The sequence below is a fragment of the Mycobacterium sp. E2989 genome (assembly GCF_001667595.1).
GTDB lineage: Bacteria > Actinomycetota > Actinomycetes > Mycobacteriales > Mycobacteriaceae > Mycobacterium.
Genome location: NZ_LZJX01000118.1, coordinates 74,301 through 91,800, shown reverse-complemented (window position 1 = coordinate 91,800; position 17,500 = coordinate 74,301). Strand labels below are relative to the sequence as shown.

Annotated in this window: 13 protein-coding genes and 1 pseudogene; 10 read left to right on the top strand and 4 right to left on the bottom strand. The window is 67.1% G+C overall.

The annotated features are described in order from the left end of the window. Positions 1-67 precede the first annotated feature (67 nt). Positions 68-1,762 (top strand): annotated as a pseudogene (locus tag A5680_RS21180) (MMPL family transporter); the annotation flags it as partial. Between the two features lie 31 nt (positions 1,763-1,793). On the opposite strand, the gene A5680_RS21175 reads toward A5680_RS21180, so the two are convergent. Together A5680_RS21175 and A5680_RS21170 are read right to left on the bottom strand one after the other, a co-directional pair. Beyond that, positions 1,794-4,361, bottom strand: a complete 2,568-nt coding sequence (locus tag A5680_RS21175) for an AAA family ATPase (RefSeq protein WP_082970443.1) — start codon at positions 4,359-4,361, stop codon at positions 1,794-1,796. A gap of 115 nt (positions 4,362-4,476) precedes the next feature. Then, positions 4,477-5,133, bottom strand: coding sequence for an amino acid-binding protein (locus A5680_RS21170; protein WP_156669458.1), 657 nt, complete (start codon positions 5,131-5,133; stop codon positions 4,477-4,479). A gap of 96 nt (positions 5,134-5,229) precedes the next feature. Here A5680_RS21170 and gatC point away from each other — a divergent pair, with 96 nt between their 5' ends. The 5 genes from gatC to gatB all read left to right on the top strand — a co-directional run bounded on the left by gatC (position 5,230) and on the right by gatB (position 11,129). Further along, entirely contained in the window at positions 5,230-5,529 is a 300-nt protein-coding gene (gene gatC / locus A5680_RS21165; RefSeq protein WP_055404830.1) for an Asp-tRNA(Asn)/Glu-tRNA(Gln) amidotransferase subunit GatC, read from the top strand. Continuing rightward, the gene (gene gatA / locus A5680_RS21160; protein ID WP_067822789.1) at positions 5,526-7,007 is read left to right on the top strand and encodes an Asp-tRNA(Asn)/Glu-tRNA(Gln) amidotransferase subunit GatA; all 1,482 of its coding nucleotides are present in this window, start codon (positions 5,526-5,528) and stop codon (positions 7,005-7,007) included. Before gatC ends, gatA begins: the two co-directional genes overlap by 4 nt. A gap of 42 nt (positions 7,008-7,049) precedes the next feature. Further along, complete coding sequence (locus A5680_RS21155; RefSeq protein WP_067822785.1) at positions 7,050-8,081, top strand: ATP-dependent 6-phosphofructokinase; 1,032 nt, start codon at positions 7,050-7,052, stop codon at positions 8,079-8,081. 92 nt (positions 8,082-8,173) lie between these two features. Then, positions 8,174-9,346, top strand: coding sequence for a MinD/ParA family protein (locus A5680_RS21150; RefSeq protein WP_067822782.1), 1,173 nt, complete (start codon positions 8,174-8,176; stop codon positions 9,344-9,346). Between the two features lie 271 nt (positions 9,347-9,617). Beyond that, on the top strand, positions 9,618-11,129 hold the full coding sequence (gatB, locus tag A5680_RS21145; RefSeq protein WP_067822779.1) for an Asp-tRNA(Asn)/Glu-tRNA(Gln) amidotransferase subunit GatB: 1,512 nt from the start codon (positions 9,618-9,620) through the stop codon (positions 11,127-11,129). 17 nt (positions 11,130-11,146) lie between these two features. Here the strand turns inward: gatB and A5680_RS21140 are convergent, their stop codons facing one another. After that, entirely contained in the window at positions 11,147-12,268 is a 1,122-nt protein-coding gene (locus A5680_RS21140; RefSeq protein ID WP_082955918.1) for a sorbosone dehydrogenase family protein, read from the bottom strand. Positions 12,269-12,508: 240 nt separating this feature from the next. On the opposite strand from A5680_RS21140, the gene A5680_RS21135 reads away from it, so the two are divergent. Beyond that, positions 12,509-13,369 carry a DoxX family protein gene (locus tag A5680_RS21135; protein ID WP_055403324.1) on the top strand — a complete coding sequence of 287 codons (861 nt, stop codon included), beginning with the start codon at positions 12,509-12,511 and terminating at the stop codon, positions 13,367-13,369. A 3-nt stretch (positions 13,370-13,372) separates the two neighbouring features. On the opposite strand, the gene A5680_RS21130 is transcribed toward A5680_RS21135, so the two are convergent. Beyond that, positions 13,373-13,729: a PH domain-containing protein gene (locus tag A5680_RS21130; protein ID WP_055403323.1), complete on the bottom strand. Its 357-nt coding sequence runs from the start codon at positions 13,727-13,729 to the stop codon at positions 13,373-13,375. Positions 13,730-14,040: 311 nt separating this feature from the next. On the opposite strand from A5680_RS21130, the gene A5680_RS21125 reads away from it, so the two are divergent. The 3 genes from A5680_RS21125 to ilvC are packed head-to-tail and all read left to right on the top strand — an operon-like array spanning position 14,041 to position 17,456. After that, complete coding sequence (locus tag A5680_RS21125; protein WP_067822772.1) at positions 14,041-15,909, top strand: acetolactate synthase large subunit; 1,869 nt, start codon at positions 14,041-14,043, stop codon at positions 15,907-15,909. Beyond that, positions 15,909-16,406, top strand: a complete 498-nt coding sequence (gene ilvN, locus A5680_RS21120) for an acetolactate synthase small subunit (RefSeq protein WP_067822769.1) — start codon at positions 15,909-15,911, stop codon at positions 16,404-16,406. The genes A5680_RS21125 and ilvN overlap by 1 nt, the downstream gene beginning before the upstream one ends. A 48-nt stretch (positions 16,407-16,454) precedes the next feature. After that, positions 16,455-17,456, top strand: a complete 1,002-nt coding sequence (ilvC, locus tag A5680_RS21115) for a ketol-acid reductoisomerase (RefSeq protein WP_156349549.1) — start codon at positions 16,455-16,457, stop codon at positions 17,454-17,456. Positions 17,457-17,500: the final 44 nt, after the last annotated feature.

Genomic DNA, 17,500 nt, shown 5'->3' with positions numbered 1-17,500 from the left:
GGCGGGCATGTAGGGGCGGGTGTCGTAACTGGTCTTGTACCCGGGCAAGGCGATCAGCCCCACCAGCGCCAGCGCGCCGGCCAACATCGGGTACACCGCGGCCGAGAAGCATTTCTCGCGGGCCCGGCTCGAGCCCGAATTGCTCATGGTGGAAACCGATCACGACATGCGCAACCCAGAAAGCATGCTCATCCTGGACAAGGTGGCCAAGGCGGTGTTCCACGTTCCCGGCGTGGCGCAGGTGCAGACCATCACCCGGCCCTTGGGCACCCCGCTGGTGCACAGCTCGCTCGCGTTCGTGGTCAGCAATTCCAGCGCGGCGCAGCAGGAAAACCTGACCTACCAACAAGATCGGGCCAACGACGCCCTCAAGCAGGCCAACGAGCTGAACAAGACCATCAACATCTTGAGGCAGCAATACGTATTGCAGCAGCAACTCGCCAACACCACCCACGACGAGACGCAGAGCTTCCACGACACGCTCGGCACGATCCAGGATCTGCGCGACAAGATCGCGAACTTCGACGACTTCTTCCGGCCGGTCCGCAGCTACTTCTATTGGGAGCGGCACTGTTACGACATCCCGGTCTGCTTCGCGTTCCGCTCGCTGTTCGACGCGCTCGACGGCATCGATCAGCTCACCGAGAAGTTCGAAAACCTCACGGCCTCCCTCGACCAGCTCGACGCGCTGCAGCCGAAACTGGTGGCGCTGATACCGCCGCAGATCGACAGCCAGCAGACCAATCGCGATCTGACGCTGGCCAATTACGCCACGCTGTCCGGCATTTACGCGCAGACCGCTGCCGCGATCGACAACGCGACGGCGTTGGGGCGGGCGTTCGACGCGGCCAAGAACGACGACACGTTCTATCTGCCGCCCGAGGTGTTCAACAACCCCGACTTCAAGCGCGGGCTCAAACTGTTCCTCTCGCCGGACGGCAAGGCCGCTCGCATGATCGTCACGCATGAGGGCGATCCGGCCACGCCCGCGGGCATTTCGCACATCGATCCCATGGCCAAGGCGGCGCACGAGGCGCTCAAGGGCACGCCGATGGCGGACGCGGGAGTCTATCTGGGCGGAACCGCCGCGACGTACAAGGACATTCAGGACGGCGCCAAGTACGACCTGATGATCGTGGCGTTCGCCGCGCTGAGCCTGATCCTGCTGATCATGATGATCATCACCCGCAGCCTGATCGCCGCGCTGGTCATCGTCGGCACGGTGGCCCTTTCGTTGGGCGCCTCGTTCGGGCTGTCAGTCCTGGTGTGGCAGTATCTCTTCGGCATCCAGCTGTACTGGGTGGTGCTCGCGCTGGCGGTGATCCTGCTGTTGGCGGTCGGGTCCGACTACAACCTGCTGCTGATCTCCCGGTTCAAGGAAGAAATACACGCCGGCTTGAACACCGGCATCATCCGGGCGATGGCGGGCTCCGGATCGGTGGTCACCTCCGCCGGCATCGTCTTCGCGGTCACCATGTGTGCGTTCGTGTTCAGCGGATTCCAGGTGCTCGGCCAGATCGGCACCACGATCGGCCTCGGCTTGCTGTTCGACACGCTGATCGTGCGCTCGTTCATGACCCCTTCTGTCGCAAGGATTCTCGGTCGCTGGTTCTGGTGGCCGCAGCGGGTTCGCCCGCGTCCGGCCAGCACCATGCTCCGGCCCTATGGGCCGCGTCCCGCGGTGCGTCAGCTGCTGCTATGGGAGGACGACGACCCGGTGGTGGCGGCTCGAAATCCGGGCAACACTAACTCGTATCGATGAGTGGTGGAGAGTGCTCTGACAGTAGGAGGGGCTAGCCGGCAGCGGCGTTATATGTGGTTCTAGCTTCGGTAAGTTCGGCCCAGTGACCTTCTAGAGCCGCGAGCGTAGGGCTGACGCCAAGGCTCGGCAGCGGTTGCGAGTGGCCGTCTATATAGCGGCACGCTTCCTCGAAGATGCGGTTGACAGTCTCGATTGCTGCGGGGAGCGCGCCGGACTTTATCTTCGTCAGGTTGGTCATACGCACGTTTGGTTGGTAGCGCTGAGTGACGCCTTGAAGCAGCTCTGTCTCGGTGAACACCTCACACCATGACCTGATCCAGTTGTAGCCGGTTCTGACAAGCGCGGCCCGGGCATCTCCCTGTTGGGACTTGGCCGCCTGAATGGTCTCGTTAATGTTCTTTTTGAGGTTGCTCAAGTTGTCCCAACGTGGCCCGGTAGCCCGCGTGATCTGTCCTGCGCCATCCTCGTCGGTCACTTGGAAGTACGAACACCGCTTGGTTTGCTCCATAAGAAGTAGCAGAGTGGTCGCGAAGAAGATGTCGTGGGTGAACACGATGACCTGCGTCGTCTCGGCGAGAGACGCGATGCGCTGTGCGACTTCGCTGATACGTCGGTGATCGAGACTCGACACAGGATCATCGAAAATAACCGGCGCGTTTATCCCGGCGAGGCGCGCCTCCGCTAGGAAATCCGCCATTGCGAGCACCTTCTGCTCGCCTTCAGAGAGCACCTTAGATGGCTTAACCTTCCCGGTCAGGACCTTGCGGCGTTGTGCGCGCCCTTGGCGGCCGACAAACTCCACCTGTAGCTCGGGCGCGCGAAGGGCCGTGCATTCTTCGTGGAAAAGCGAGTCGAAGCTCTCGTTGATCATTTGATCGCTTGCGGTCTTTGCCAGCGCCGTGACTGCGCGTAGTAGGCCGGACATCGGCTTGGCTAGCAGCGTCAAGCGGTCGGCCTGTTTCGCGTCACGCACGTGCGACTCGATGAGTGTCCAGGACTTCGTTAACTCGGCCGCAGCCTCGAGCTCGATCAGCTCCCTCTTTTTCTCTCTCAGAGTTTCAGCCCGCGTTGCTGCTTGTTTTCTCAACTCCCCCAGCACCCGTGTGGTGTTCGCCAGCGCCGCGGCTAGCACTGCCGCGCTTGCCGCGGCGTGCTCGACCAAGGCCGGCTCAATCGCCGACGCGGACCGAATATGCTCGGTTAGCTCGGCGATGGTGGCCAGGGTGCGGTCAAGCTCGGCGTGGAACTGTGGCTTGTCTTCGGCGGCGGCGTAGTCCTTGGCGAACGTGGAGGCCTCGCCGACCTCAATAGAGGTAACCCCTTCGGTCAGCGCACCCAGCCGCGTCTTCGAAGCGGCGATATCGACTGCAATCTTGTCTTCCAGGTATTCGGAGTACTTGCCGATTAGGGCCCGTGCCGCGTCGCCCAGCGGCTGCCGGCAGTACAGACACCTGTCCGCATCGTGCGATCCCACGGCGACAAGGTGCGCCTGGTAGCTCTCCCCAGACGAAATAAAGGTGCTCCACGTTTCTTCGGGCGCGGCGGGAAGATCGGCCGCCTCAAACAGCGTCGTTCGGAAGGTGCGGTAATCATCCTCGAGGCCGGCCAGCGTCACTAGCTCGCGGTTGTATTCGGCAACATTGAACTCGGCCACCACGCTGCCGGCCGTCGACGCCAGGGCCAGGATGTGCTGGACGTGTTGCTGGAGCTTGATCTCGGCGCCGATGGTGTCCGCTTCCAACGCCGCGACCGTACGGCGCAGCTCGGCGATGCGGGTGTCGACGTTCGTATCGGGGTCCGCTGCTGCCCTTAATTGCTCCAGATCAGTGGCGGCTCCAAGTGTCTCTATGAGCGGGTATACGGTCGCGCCCCGCGGAAACCGAGACAAAATTCCTGTGGATCCTGATCGCAGGTCCCGGACGGCCTGTTCGATGTGCGCCTGTACCGACTTGATACCCGAGATCACATGATTAAACAACGCCAATGCGGCTGGGACATAGACGTATTCGAGATCGTCATCGACGTGGAAGCTGACGCATGGGCTGTCGAAAATCGAGATCCTCGTGAACGGGATCACACCCTGTTGGCCTGTCCAGGTATACGTCCTCGACTCGGAACCGAGCGTGTAACCGACCAGTGCAGACATAGCCCGCGGTGAGGTCGCTTCTATGTCGCCCAGGATCGTGTCGGCAGTGCGGCTCGCTGCGAGGGCCTTGAAGATCCGGGAGTACCCGGTCTTGCCGGTGCCGTTCTCCCCGAACAGAATCGTCAGCCCTTCGTGCGGTTCGATGACGCTGCCTTCAACTAGGGCATTGACACCAGTGACACCGGAGAGGGAAGTCAGCTGAAGGCGCTCGATCGCCTCATCTTCGTCTTCGAAGGTGGCCAACGGCTGCTCCACTGGCAGCTCGCGCTTATCGAAGGCCTTCTCCTGCCGAAAGAGTGCGTATGCGTCGGTCTCCTCGTCTCTTCCGAGCGGGCCGCCACCCTGTATTACGTGTCGGACGATGTAGCGCACCCACTCGTCTGAAGCGTTAGCCCATTCGCTTAGCAAGTTGCGGGGGTCTAGCCGCTGCGGTGGCGCTGCTGTCTCCGTCACTGTCGCCCTCCTCCCCGGACGAGCGCGAGGCCGTCATCGACCGGCAACTCCCCTCAACCCTACCGGGGTCCGGCAGCTGAAAAGGAGGTCACGTTCGGCAGTTTGATCCCGGGGATCAGCGCAGCATCGTGGCCACGATGCCGGCCAGGTAGCCCAGGCGGGCCACCTCCGACGGCCGAAACTCCGGGCCCGGGCGCCCCAGCACCACCGCCGTGTGCGGGTCCCCCAGCGGGGCGGCGACCATCGTGGTGTCCATGTCGCGCCACGCCTGCGGCACCCACTCGGCGGCGCCGTCCAACGTCGCGGCGCGTTCGATCGGGAGCCACGGGGCCGAAACCGCCCGCGTCTCCGGCGCGCCCCGGCTGGACGCCAGGCGCTGAAGCTCGTCGCCCGCACCGCGCACCACGGTGCACCAACTGACGCGCAGCACCCGGGGCGCCTCGTTGGCCAGCACCTGCAACCGCGACGCGCTGTCGCCGGCCGCGGCGACGTGGTCGAGCAGCTCCAGTTCGCGATGGGCTTCGAGCAGCCCGGTGTGCGGACGCACGCTGTCCACCCGCACACCCGCAAGCGACTCCGCCGCGGTGATCAGCGTGTCCGGCATTGCCCCCGGCGGCAGCTCGATCACCAGGTCGTCGATCGCGTACCCCGAGCTGCGCTCCACCACGTCGAGCGACAAGATGTCGGCGCCCACCGAACCGAGCGCCACGGCCAGCGAGCCCAGGCTGCCTGGGCGGTCGACCAGCTCGATGCGCAATAGATAGGACGGCACGGCCAACACTGTCGCACAGCGAGGTGTCCACTGCATTTCTGCGGATAACCGGCGGGCCTGAACCCGGCCGCACCCTCGCGGCTAGGCTTTCGGATCGTGTCTGGAATCTCCCGCGACGAGGTGGCGCACCTGGCGCGGCTGTCCCGCCTGGCGCTGACCGATGCCGAGCTGGACAGCTTCGCCGGCCAGCTCGACGCCATCCTCACCCACGTCAGCCAGGTGCAGGCGGTCGACGTCACCGGCGTCGAAGCGACCGACAACCCCCTCAAGGACGTGAACGTCACCCGCCCGGACGAGCCGACCCCCTGCCTGACCCAATCCGAAGCGCTGGCCGAGGCGCCCGAGGCCGCCGACGGCCGCTTCGCGGTGCCGCAGATCCTGGGGGACAGCGAGTGAACGAGATCATCCGATCCGACGCGGCGACCCTGGGCGCGCGAATCGCCGCCAAGGAGCTGTCGTCGGTCGAGGTCACCCAGGCGTGCCTGGACCAGATCGCCGCGACCGACGACCGGTACCACGCCTTCTTGCACGTGGCCGCCGACGAGGCGTTGGGGGCGGCGGCCGTGATCGACGAGGCGGTGGCCGCGGGCGAGCGCCTGCCGTCGCCGCTGGCCGGGGTGCCGCTTGCGCTCAAGGACGTGTTCACCACCGTCGACATGCCCACCACCTGCGGGTCCAAGATCCTCGAGGGCTGGCGTTCGCCCTACGACGCCACCGTCACCACGCGGTTGCGCGCCGCGGGGATCCCGATCCTGGGCAAGACCAACATGGACGAGTTCGCCATGGGCAGCTCGACGGAGAACTCCGCCTACGGTCCGACCCGCAACCCATGGAACCTCGACCGGGTGCCCGGCGGCTCCGGCGGCGGCAGCGCGGCGGCGCTGGCCGCGTTCCAGGCGCCGCTGGCCATCGGATCCGACACCGGCGGCTCCATCCGGCAGCCTGCGGCGCTGACCGCGACGGTCGGGGTCAAACCCACCTACGGCACCGTGTCGCGCTACGGCCTGGTGGCGTGTGCGTCGTCGCTGGATCAGGGCGGCCCGTGCGCGCGCACCGTGCTGGACACCGCGCTGCTGCACCAGGTGATCGCCGGTCACGACACCCGCGACTCCACCTCCGTCGAGGCGTCGGTGCCCGATGTCGTCGGCGCCGCCAGGGCCGGGGCGGCGGGGGACCTCAAGGGCGTGCGCGTCGGCGTGGTGAAGCAGTTGCGCGGCGACGGCTACCAGCCGGGGGTGCTGGCCTCGTTCGAGGCCGCCGTCGCGAAACTGACCGAACTGGGCGCCGAGGTGAGCGAGGTGGACTGCCCGCACTTCGAATACGCGCTGGCCGCCTACTACCTGATCCTGCCCTCGGAGGTATCGAGCAACCTGGCCCGCTTCGACGCCATGCGCTACGGGCTGCGCGTCGGCGACGACGGCACGCACAGCGCCGAGGAAGTGATGGCGCTGACCCGCGCCGCCGGATTCGGACCGGAAGTCAAGCGGCGCATCATGATCGGCACCTACGCGCTGTCGGCAGGTTACTACGACGCCTATTACAACCAGGCGCAGAAGGTGCGCACACTGATCGCGCGCGACCTGGACCGGGCGTACGAGTCCGTCGACGTGGTGGTGTCGCCCGCGACGCCGACCACCGCCTTCCCGTTGGGGGAGAAGGTGGACGATCCGCTGGCGATGTACCTGTTCGACCTGTGCACGCTGCCACTGAATCTGGCCGGCCACTGCGGCATGTCGGTGCCATCGGGGCTGTCGCCCGACGACGACCTGCCGGTCGGCCTGCAGATCATGGCGCCCGCGCTGGCCGACGACCGCCTCTACCGCGTCGGCGCCGCCTACGAGGCCGCCCGCGGGCCGCTGCCGTCGGCCATCTGACTTTCGCTGCCGTGCCGGTGGCGCGCAGGGCAAGATAAGGGCATGCGGATCGGAATTCTCACCGGAGGCGGCGATTGCCCGGGGCTGAACGCCGTCATTCGGGCCGTGGTGCGCACCTGCGACGCCCGGTACGGCTCGTCGGTGGTCGGGTTTCAGGACGGGTGGCGCGGGTTGCTGGAAAACCGGCGCATCCAACTGCAGAACGACGACCGCAACGACCGGCTGCTGGCCAAGGGCGGCACGATGCTGGGCACCGCCCGGGTGCACCCGGACAAACTGCGCGCCGGGCTGGACCAGATCAAGCAGACGTTGGACGACAACGGCATCGATGTGCTCATCCCCATCGGCGGTGAAGGCACCCTGACCGCCGCGCACTGGCTGTCGGAGGAAAACGTGCCGGTCGTCGGCGTGCCGAAGACCATCGACAACGACATCGACTGCACCGACGTCACTTTCGGTCACGACACCGCGCTGACGGTGGCCACCGACGCCATCGACCGGCTGCACAGCACCGCCGAATCGCATCAGCGGGTGATGCTGGTCGAGGTGATGGGCCGGCACGCCGGCTGGATCGCGCTGAACGCCGGCCTGGCGTCCGGCGCGCACATGACGCTGATTCCCGAGCAGCCCTTCGACGTCGAGGAGGTGTGCCGGCTCGTCAAACGCCGCTTCCAGCGCGGGGATTCGCACTTCATCTGCGTGGTCGCCGAGGGAGCCAAACCCGTACCGGGTTCAATCTCGTTGCGCGAGGGCGGACTTGACGAGTTTGGCCACGAAAAGTTCACCGGTGTCGCCGCGCAGCTGGGCGCCGAGGTGGAGAAGCGGATCAACAAGGACGTCCGGGTGACCGTGCTGGGCCATGTCCAGCGCGGGGGCACGCCGACGGCGTATGACCGGGTGCTGGCCACGCGGTTCGGCGTCAACGCCGCCGACGCCGCACACGCGGGGGAGTACGGCCAGATGGTGTCGCTGCGGGGGCAGGACATCGGGCGGGTGGCGCTGGCCGACGCGGTGCGCCAACTCAAGCTGGTACCCGAGAGTCGCTACGACGACGCCGCCGCCTTCTTCGGCTGAGGCGCGGCCGACACCGCCGTAATTTGCCGGTTTCGACGCGCCGGCCCGGATTCGTGGTTTCCGAACCGCTTGACGGGGGTTATACGGGGGGTATGCGCAACCGCGGTTCGATTCGCGGAGACGTTCAGCAGCCCGCGTCGTCGGCGGGGCCGCCGCGCCCGCCGGTTCGTCCGCAGCGCGCCCCCAGCTGGCGCGACGTCGACTCCAGGGCGGCCACCATGCCGCAGTCCTATCGGGCGATGCCGTCCCTGCCCCGGCCGAAAACACCGGCTCGACCTGAGCGTTTAGTTCCACGACCGCGCGCACCGAGGCCGGCGGGCGGCACGGCGCTCGACGGGCTCGAGCAGGGCGACCCCAGCGCTTCTGCGGGCTTCAACTGGCGCGACGTGATCCACCGGGTGACCGGGGTCGACCTCGGTCCCGGCAAGGCCGCGCAGTACATGGACGACCTGCGCGACCGGATCCGCGTGGACGTGGGCGGCGCGTTTCCCATCGCCGTTCTCAACCTCAAGGGCGGCGTCGGCAAGACGGCGGTGGTGGAGGCGCTCGGGTCGACGTTCGCCGAGGTGCGTCATGACCGGATAGTGGCCGTCGACATCGACGCCGGGGACCTGGCCGAGCGGCATGGCCGGCCGAACCCGCTGGGCATGGCGGACCTGCTCACCGATAAGACGGCCACGAGTTACGCGGACATCCGCGCGCACACCTACATGAACAATTTCGGCCTGGAAGTGCTCGGCCTGCCGGACTACGCGCACACTGACTGGCGGCTCGAGCGCCACGACGTGGTCAAAGCGTTTTCCCTGCTGCGCAACCACTACTCGGTGGTGCTGTTGGACTGCGCCAAGGCGCTCAACTCGGGCGTGATGGACGCCGTCTTGCCCGAGGCGCGGGCGCTGGTCGTGGTGACCAGCACCTCGATCGATGCGATACGAAAGACGGCGACCACGCTGGATTGGTTGGGCAACAACGGATATCAGGCTTTGGTGCGGTGCACGATCCTGGCGGTCAACCACGTCGAGCCGGCCAAAGTGGAGGTGTTGGCCGCCAACGAAATCGACCGATTGTCCGCGCGCGTCGCCGCGACGGTGGTGCTGCCGTTCGATCGGCACATCCACGAAGGCAAGCAGATCGAACTAGATCGACTGAGCAAGGAAAGCCGGCGCTGTTACCTCGAGATGGCGGCCGTGCTGGCGGATATGTTCCCGGGCAGGGGTGCAGTGCCCAGCCGATTTCCGGTGTCACGCTCGCCGCACTGGCCCTGAGCTCGCCCGGCTCCGCCGCGCTCGCGGTCACCACTGGGTCTGATGGTGGTGACCCGCTTCGCCCGGCTCCGCCGCGTTCGCGGTCACCACTGGGTCTGATGGTGGTGACCCGCTTCGCCCGGCTCCGCCGCGCTCGCGGTCACCACTGGGTCTGATGGTGGTGACCCGCTTCGCCCGGCTCCGCCGCGCTCGCGGTCACCACTGGGTCTGATGGTGGTGACCCGCTTCGCCCGGCTCCGCCGCGCTCGCGGTCACCACTACGATCGACGGCATGAGTGTTGCCGCCAGTGCCGATCTCATGGATTACGACGAGGTCATCGCCCGTTTCGACCCCGTCCTCGGCCTCGAGGTGCACGTCGAGCTGTCGACGGTCACCAAGATGTTCTGCGGCTGCTCCACCGCGTTCGGCGCCGAACCCAACACCCAGGTCTGCCCGGTGTGCCTCGGACTGCCGGGGTCGCTGCCGGTGCTCAACCGCACCGCGGTGGAATCGGCCATTCGGATCGGGTTGGCGCTGAACTGCGAGATCGTGCCGTGGTGCCGCTTCGCCCGGAAGAACTACTTCTACCCGGACATGCCGAAGAACTACCAGATCTCCCAGTACGACGAGCCGATCGCCATCAACGGCTACCTGGACGCGCCGCTCGAAGACGGCACCACCTGGCGGGTCGAGATCGAGCGCGCGCACATGGAGGAAGACACCGGCAAGCTGACCCACCTGGGCAGCGAGACCGGCCGCATCCACGGCGCGACGACATCGCTGCTCGACTACAACCGCGCCGGCGTGCCGCTGATCGAAATCGTGACCAAGCCCATCGTCGGCGCCGGCGCCCGGGCGCCGCAGATCGCCCGCGCATACGTCACCGCCTTGCGAGACCTGTTGCGCGCCTTGGGCGTATCCGATGTCCGGATGGACCAGGGCTCGATGCGTTGCGATTCCAACGTGTCGCTGATGCCGACGGGAACCACCGAGTTCGGCACCCGCACCGAGACCAAGAACGTCAACTCGCTGAAAAGCGTTGAGGTCGCGGTCCGTTACGAAATGCAGCGGCAGGCAGCCGTGCTCGCGTCCGGCGGCCGGATCATCCAGGAGACCAGACACTTTCACGAGGCGGGATACACCAGCCCGGGCCGCGCGAAGGAGACCGCTCAGGACTACCGCTATTTCCCCGAGCCCGACCTGGAACCCGTCGCGCCCAGTCGCGAGTTGGTCGACCAGCTGCGCCACACCATCCCGGAGCTACCGTGGCTGAGCCGCAAGCGAATCCAGCAGGAATGGGGCGTTTCCGACGAGGTGATGCGCGATCTGGTCAACGCTGGCGCCGTGGAACTGGTCACCGAGACCGTCAAGCATGGCGCCGCCAGCGAGCAGGCGCGCGCCTGGTGGGGAAACTTCTTGGTGCAGAAGGCCAACGAGGCCAACATCAGCTTGGACGAACTGGCCATCACGCCGGCTCAGGTCGCCGCGGTGATCGCCCTGGTGGACGAGGGCAAGCTGTCCAACAAGCTGGCCCGCCAGGTCGTGGAGGGGGTGCTGGCCGGCGAGGGCGACCCCGAGCAGGTGATGAGCGGCCGCGGTCTCGAGCTGGTGCGCGACGATTCGGTGACCCAGGCGGCGGTCGATGAGGCGCTGGCCGCCAATCCCGATGTGGCGGAAAAGATCCGCGGCGGCAAGGTGGCCGCGGCGGGCGCGATCGTCGGCGCGGTGATGAAGGCCACCCGCGGGCAGGCCGACGCGGCGCGGGTGCGCGAACTGGTGCTGGCCGCCTGCGGGCAGGGTTGACGAAGGCCTAGCTTTCGCTAGGTCTTGTCGTCGTTGTTGCGCGGGAAGCCGCCGCCCTGCGGGAACAGCGGGAACACCACGTCGTCGAGCTTTTCGGCGTCCCCGGCGGTCTTGTTGACCGTTGCGCCCCAGACGTTTCCGTCCGGCGACATCCGCAGCGCCCACGCGTGGGCGTGCGTGTCCTTGCGCACCACGTCGGGTTCGCCGGTGACCGCGCCCGTCGCCGGAGCCAGCCGCACGGCCACCGTCAGCTTCGTGTTGATGAGGTTGACCAGCACGGTCCCGTCCATCGCGGCGCAGCCGGCCACCCCGGGCTTGTCCGGCCAGGTCCACACCGTGGAGACCTCCGAGGCTTTGGTGATGCGCTGCAACCGGTCCGCCGTCGGCGTGCGGTCGGCGACGTAGAGCGAGCCGTCCACCGGGTCGATGCACAGGCCGCCGCCGGAGCCCACACCAGACAGCGCCGTCGTCGGCGGCGCTTGACCGATGGTGGTCGGCTGCTCGATCCGAAGGACCTTGCCGGCCAGCGATTTGGGGTCGGCAGCCGCCGCGGGGTTACCCGCGTCGCCGGTCATCACCACCAACGTGGTGGGGCTGGTGAAGATCAGTGCCCCGCTGTTGCCGGTCGCGCCCTTGGGGATCCCGGTGAGGATGTCCTTGGGGATGTCGCCGTCGGCGATCCGGATCACCCGATTGTCGGTCGGCGTGCTGACGTAGGCGTACATCAGCCGGTCTTGGGTGTAGGTCGGCGACAGCACGATGTCCATCAGGCCGCCGTCCCCGGACGGGTCGACCGGGATGACCATCTTCACCTTCGGCTCGGCGCTGACCGAGATCTCCTTGACGGCGCCGGTGGTGCGCTCGGCGACGAGCGCGGTTTTGCTGTCCGGCCCCATGATCAGGCCGCTGGTGCTCTCCAGGCAGCCCTGCATGACGCCCGGCGCCGGGCACGCCTTCGGGAAGGGCGTGGGTGGCAGCGGCGGCGGCGGGGGAGGCGTCGAGCTGGGTTGGGGCTTGAGCTCGGGGTTGGTGGTGAACGGCTGCGATTGCGCGTCGTTGAACCGCGCGCACCCGCTCGCGACCAGCATCGTCGCGCAGAGCGCGGCGATCCCGCACCGAACCGAGCGCCGTAGTCGCATGACCGACAGGCTACGGATAGTGCGCCCGCCGCCGCCACACGCATGCGCCGGGCCGCCTGGGGCGGCATGCTCGGCACCCGTTTCTCGGCGGCCGGAAGCCGCCGGATTCGGCCGTTTTCGACCGCCCGCAGCGTCCCGCACGGCCAATCCGGGCTTGTTTGGCGGGCAAACAGGCGATTGCCTGGCGAAAGCGCCGCTCAAATCCCCAATTCAGCGCCAACTGCCCTTACCCTGACACCCGTGACCAGTCAACCGAATGACGGACATTGGCAGCGGCCCGGTGAATCCCCGGAGCCAACCCCGGGACGGCCCGCCACGGCGCGCGTGGTCGACCCCGAAGACGACTTGACGCCCGTCGGTTACCCCGGCGACTTCAACCCCTCCACCGGAACCACCACCGTCATCCCCTACATGGGTGACCACGCCGGCGCGGCCGGGTCCCGGGCGGCGGGTTACCACGTGCTCGATCAGCAGGAGCCCCTGCCCTACGTGCAGCCGCAGGAGTCCCGGCACGCGGCCGCCGAGCCCGCCGAGATCGACGGGGACGAACACCACGGCCGGTTGCACGAAGTCGGCCGGCGCGGAACCCAGCACCTGGGTTTGCTGATCTTGCGGGTCGGCCTCGGGGTCGTGCTTGCGGCGCACGGGCTGCAGAAGCTGTTCGGCTGGTGGGGCGGCTCCGGCGTCGGCGGGTTCAAGAACTCGCTGTCCGACGTCGGCTACCAGCACGCCGACATCCTGGCCTACGTCAGCGCCGGCGGTGAGCTCGTCGCGGGCGTGCTGCTGATCCTGGGGCTGTTCACCCCGGTGGCCGCGGCGGGTGCGCTGGCGTTCCTGATCAACGGCATGCTGGCCACCATCACGGCCCGCCCGCATCCGCACACCTTCACCTACTTCCTGCCGGACGGCCACGAATACCAGATCACGCTGATCGTCCTGGCCGTCGCGGTCATCCTGTGCGGACCCGGCCGCTACGGTCTGGACGCGCGCCGGGGCTGGGCCCACCGGCCCTTCATCGGGTCGTTCGTCGCCCTGCTGGTCGGCATCGCCGCCGGCATCGCCGTGTGGGTGCTGCTCAACGGGGTCAACCCGATCGCCTGACCGTCACTGATAGGGGTTGGGCACGCGTCCCGCGCTGGCCTGCGTCAGCTCCGGAAGCGTCGCGAACGTCACCGCGGGCAGGCGCAGCTCCGCGCCGCTCTTGAGGTGCGCGCGGGCCCAGGAGCCGCGGTGGAAGCGCAGCCCGTCGATCTCGTCCCACGGCACCGTCTGGCTGCCCAGCAGCGTTCGGACGGTCACGCCTTTGTCGTCGGCGACGGTGCGCAGCCGCACGATCATGGCCGACAGCAGCAGGGGAATCAGCAGCAGCGGCGCCGAGGGCGGCCACAGCATCACCGGTATCAGCAACCCCAGCGTGGTGAATCCGACCGCCAGGTGCGCGATCGGCGACACCTTGATCACGACGGGTGTGTTCGAAGACGAACCGGTAGCCACCCGACCATCATTTCACCCGTCGCGATGCACCGGACCTCCGCGCGAGCGGGCGGTAGCGGATTTGACTGCTGAGCTGTGCGAAGGCTACCGTCGGACGTTATGGATACCGCCGGACAGCCCGGGATGCTCGTAGTAATTAGTCGGCGCGTTGGTGCCTGACTAGCCTCTCGGCATTTGAAGCTATCCAGACCAACGCGCAACCCTCGTGCAGCAGAAGAGCTGTCGGGGGTTTTTTGTTGCCCCAGCGAGACTCCCAGAGTGAATAAGGACAAAAGACAGTGAGCGCACCCACCAGGCAGCACGCCACCTCGCCACAGCGTGCCGCCGACGTCGCCTCCGACGCGGCGGAAACTCCCGCCGCCGCCCCCGCCAAGAAGCCGAAACGCGTTGGGCCCGAGCAGCTTACCGGCGCCCAGTCGGTGATCCGATCGCTGGAAGAGCTCGACGTCGAGGTCATCTTCGGCATCCCCGGTGGCGCGGTCTTGCCGGTCTATGACCCGCTGTTCGACTCGAAAAAGCTTCGCCACGTGCTGGTTCGGCACGAGCAGGGCGCCGGCCACGCCGCCAGCGGCTACGCCCACGCCACCGGCAAGGTCGGGGTGTGCATGGCCACGTCGGGCCCCGGCGCCACGAACCTGGTCACCCCGCTGGCCGACGCGCAGATGGATTCGGTGCCCGTCGTCGCCATCACCGGCCAGGTCGGTCGCACGCTGATCGGCACCGACGCGTTCCAGGAAGCCGACATTTCTGGCATCACGATGCCGATCACCAAGCACAACTTCCTGGTCCGCTCCGGCGACGAGATCCCGCAGGTGATCGCCGAGGCCTTCCACATCGCGTCCTCGGGCCGCCCGGGTGCGGTGCTCGTCGACATCCCAAAGGACGTCCTTCAGGGCCAGTGCACGTTCAGTTGGCCGCCGCGCATGGATCTGCCCGGCTACAAGCCGAACACCAAGCCGCACAACCGGCAGATCCGCGAGGCCGCCAAGCTGATCGCGGCGTCCAACAAGCCGGTGCTGTACGTCGGCGGCGGCGTCATCCGCGGCGAGGCGACCGAGCAACTGCTCGAGTTGGCCGAGCTGACCGGCATTCCCGTCGTGACCACCCTGATGGCGCGCGGAGCGTTCCCCGACAGCCATCGCCAGCACATGGGCATGCCCGGCATGCACGGCACGGTCGCCGCGGTGGCGGCGCTGCAGCGCAGCGACCTGCTGATCGCGCTGGGCACCCGCTTCGACGACCGGGTCACCGGGAAGCTCGACACCTTCGCGCCGGAGGCGAAAGTCATTCACGCCGACATCGACCCGGCCGAGATCGGCAAGAACCGCCACGCCGACGTGCCGATCGTCGGCGACGTCAAAGCGGTCATCACCGACCTGACCGCCATGCTGCGTCACTACGACATCCCCGGCAACATCGACATGACGGAATGGTGGGCCTACCTGGACAGCGTCCAGTCCACCTACCCGCTGAGCTACGGCCCGCAGAGCGACGGCAGCCTCGGACCGGAATACGTCATCGAGAAGCTGGGCCAGATCGCCGGTCCGGACGCCGTGTACGTCGCCGGCGTTGGGCAGCATCAGATGTGGGCGGCGCAGTTCATCTCCTATGAGAAGCCGCGCACCTGGATCAACTCCGGCGGGCTGGGCACCATGGGGTTCGCCATCCCGGCGGCCATGGGCGCCAAGATGGCTCGCCCCGAGGCCGAGGTGTGGGCCATCGACGGCGACGGCTGCTTCCAGATGACCAATCAGGAGTTGGCCACCTGTGCGATCGAGGGCGTGCCGATCAAGGTGGCGCTGATCAACAACGGGAACCTGGGCATGGTGCGCCAATGGCAGACCCTGTTCTACGAGGAGCGGTACTCGCAAACCGACCTGGCCACGCACTCGCACCGCATCCCGGACTTCGTGAAGCTGGCGGAGGCGCTGGGGTGCGTCGGATTGCGTTGCGAGCGTGAGGAAGACGTCGAAGACGTGATCAACCAAGCCCGCGCGATCAACGACCGTCCGGTGGTGATCGACTTCATCGTCGGCGCCGACGCGCAAGTCTGGCCGATGGTGGCCGCCGGCACCAGCAACGACGAGATTCAGGCCGCGCGCGGCATTCGTCCCCTGTTCGGCGACGAGAGCGAAGGGCACGCCTGATGAACACGCACACGCTGTCGGTGTTGGTCGAGGACAAACCCGGTGTGCTCGCTCGGGTGGCGGCGCTGTTCTCGCGGCGCGGATTCAACATCGAATCGCTGGCCGTCGGTGCCACCGAGCAGAAAGACATGTCGCGCATGACGATCGTGGTCGCCTGCGACGAGACACCGCTCGAACAGGTCACCAAGCAGCTCAACAAACTGATCAACGTCATCAAGATCGTCGAGCTGGACGAGGACGCGTCGATGTCCCGGGAGCTGGCGCTGATCAAGGTGCGCGCCGACGCCGGCAGCCGCAGCCAGGTGATCGAAGCGGTAAACCTGTTCCGCGCCAAGGTGATCGACGTATCCCCGGAGGCGCTGACGATCGAGGCGACCGGCGATCGCGGCAAGATCGAGGCGCTGCTGCGGGTGTTGGAGCCGTTCGGTATCCGCGAAATCGTCCAGTCCGGAGTGGTGTCGTTGTCCCGCGGTCCGCGCGGCCTGGGCGCGAAATAGCCACGGCCAAGTAATACACAAGGAGATATTGAAAAAGTGGCACTAGAAATGTTCTACGACGACGATGCCGACCTCTCGATCATCCAGGGGCGCAAGGTCGGGGTGATCGGTTACGGCAGCCAGGGGCACGCGCACTCGCTGAGCCTGCGCGACTCCGGTGTGCAGGTGCGCGTCGGGCTCAAGGAGGGTTCGAAGTCGCGGGCCAAGGTCTCCGAGCAGGGCCTGGAAGTCGACACCCCCGCCGAGGTGGCCAAGTGGGCCGACGTCATCATGCTGCTGGCGCCCGACACGGCGCAGGCCGACATCTTCAAGAACGACATCGAGCCCAACCTCTCCGAGGGCGACGCGCTGTTCTTCGGCCACGGGCTCAACATCCACTTCGACCTGATCAAGCCACCCGGCAACGTCACCATCGCGATGGTCGCGCCGAAGGGGCCCGGGCACCTGGTGCGTCGCCAGTTCGTGGACGGCAAGGGCGTGCCCTGCCTGATCGCGGTCGACCAGGACCCGACTGGAGAGGGTGAGGCGCTGGCGCTGTCCTACGCCAAGGCCATCGGCGGCACCCGCGCCGGCGTCATCAAGACCACCTTCAAGGACGAGACCGAGACCGACCTGTTCGGTGAGCAGGCCGTGTTGTGCGGTGGCACAGAGGAATTGGTGAAGACCGGTTTCGACGTGATGGTGGAGGCCGGTTACCCGCCGGAGATGGCCTACTTCGAGGTGCTGCACGAGCTCAAGCTGATCGTGGACCTCATGTACGAGGGTGGCATCGCCCGGATGAACTATTCGGTGTCCGACACCGCCGAGTTCGGCGGGTACCTGTCGGGCCCGCGGGTCATCGACGCCGGCACCAAGGAGCGGATGCGCGAGATCCTGCGCGACATCCAGGACGGCACGTTCACCAAGAAGCTGGTCGCCAACGTCGAGGGCGGCAACAAGGAACTCGAGCGGCTGCGCAAGGAGAACGCCGAGCACCCGATCGAGGTGACCGGCAAGAAGCTGCGCGACCTCATGAGCTGGGTCGACCGGCCGATCACCGAGACGGCGTAGTTTCCGTCGAGTGTCACGCCAGAGCGGCGCTCGACGCCCGCGGC